Consider the following 1,732-nt stretch of genomic DNA (forward strand, 5'->3'; position numbering starts at 1 on the left):
CGATCACTCTAGATCTGATCTATAAAAGATCAAAAAAAGATCAAAATTTTATTGTATTTATCCTGCATAGGATCGCCTCGTTTTCATACTGTCATCTGCGACACAATTTTTAAGCAATAGCATGGCTAACTCTTGGAAGCCAGCAAACTCAGAAGCATGGGTAACGTATTGGGGTAAATGCAGGATCTTGTCTTGATAGTGAAGCACATTTGCCACGCCGACCGAGATGGGAAATTTTACAGGATTAAACATAGCCTCGTCATTAGGGCTATCGCCAACAGTTAGCACTTTCTGTGAATTGAGTTCAGGAAAATGATTTTTGAGTACTATCTCTAAGCCAGTTGCTTTATCTTGGTGAGGTGGTTTGATATGACATTGAACATTGCTGTAAGTGAAACTCCAACCCATTTGCTGACATTGCGACGAGATGGCTTGAAGATCGCCAGTCGATAAATCATTGACATCAAAAGTCCAATCGGTAATACGGAACTGATTATCCACAGAAGGATGAAGATGAGGAAATTTCTGTTTAATGTGATGGAAAATATTTTCTAGCAAAATGCGATGTCTAGATATATTAGGAACCGAAGAGAATAAATCTTGTTGACCATTGGGCTGCAAAAATATCCCACCATTTTCCGCGATCGCCCCAGCAACAGGTAAATAGTTCACTAAAGCACTAACCCAACCTGCCGAACGACCAGTTACCAATAGGACTTTAATTCCTGCTGATTGTAAATCGAGAAGAGTCGAGATGAAATCAGAAGAGAATTTCCCATCGAGGGTAAGAGTACCATCAACATCGGAAGCAATTAAACGGATGTCGGACAAATCAGCTTGATTGAGATTGAGCAGGGTCATACAGAAGAAATGAAACTATAATCAGAATACAGCCAACGGGAGACTATTGGAAAATCTAGCGATTCGCCGATGAAGCTAAAACTACCATAATGGAGTATTGACAATTCCAGAATTTGTACGAACAATATTCTCAAACACCAATCCAGAGAAATTGATAGAATATACTCTCTAGATTGTCAATTTCCGAAACCCATTGTATTCAATCCTAAGCACCTAAAGAGGAACCAATGAGAAATAATATTCAGTCCAAGATTGATGCAGGCTACACCTACGACGAACTACTGAGCGAAGGACTAGCCAGCTTTGATGACATCGCCCGCTATGAATCGCAGTATTCCCTGTATGACGAAGATGGCGAACCGAAGCCCAAAAAGGCAAAAGTAAAACCGAAAACACAAGGAACTAAACCAAAAAAAGAAGTAGAAATTGACTTTGAATTCTAGCGAGAAATGACGAGATGGAATTTAGACAGATTGACCTGAAGACAGGGCAAGAGTTACCATTGCCCGTGAAAACCGTCGAGCATAGCTACCTCGAACTGAAGATCGGGAAAGATATTGAGCCGAGTAAACTCGCTGTCGGTAAGATGTACGATGGCATCACCGAAAGAGACATCGAGCGACTGCAAGAACAAGACCTATATCTAATTCTTACCAATGGAAGAACCGCTTACTTTGGCGATCGCCAGATCGCTGAAAAGGTAAGCCAAGAAATCTTCATCAATCATAGCGATGCCGTCGCCTATGGCAGTTTGCCCGTCTCCGAAGCCAAGACATCCATATTTAAAGAGCGATCGCGAATCCTCATCATTGATGATGAAACCCTGAATAAAGACCTAGCCACAGGAATTTACCAAGCGGATTGGGGAAAG

2 protein-coding genes and 1 pseudogene are annotated in these 1,732 nt (G+C 41.5%); 2 read left to right on the forward strand and 1 reads right to left on the reverse strand.

What is annotated here, in order from left to right:
• Positions 1-57: 57 nt before the first annotated feature.
• Entirely contained in the window at positions 58-861 is an 804-nt protein-coding gene (locus tag PSE7429_RS22570; RefSeq protein WP_009629717.1) for an HAD-IIB family hydrolase, read from the reverse strand.
• A 227-nt stretch (positions 862-1,088) separates the two neighbouring features.
• Between PSE7429_RS22570 and PSE7429_RS22575 the strand changes: the two genes are divergently transcribed.
• Positions 1,089-1,304, forward strand: a complete 216-nt coding sequence (locus PSE7429_RS22575; protein ID WP_009629718.1) for a hypothetical protein — start codon at positions 1,089-1,091, stop codon at positions 1,302-1,304.
• Between the two features lie 14 nt (positions 1,305-1,318).
• Positions 1,319-1,732: pseudogene (locus PSE7429_RS22580) on the forward strand (hypothetical protein); the annotation flags it as partial.

This window comes from Pseudanabaena biceps PCC 7429 (genome assembly GCF_000332215.1).
Lineage (GTDB): Bacteria > Cyanobacteriota > Cyanobacteriia > Pseudanabaenales > Pseudanabaenaceae > Pseudanabaena > Pseudanabaena biceps.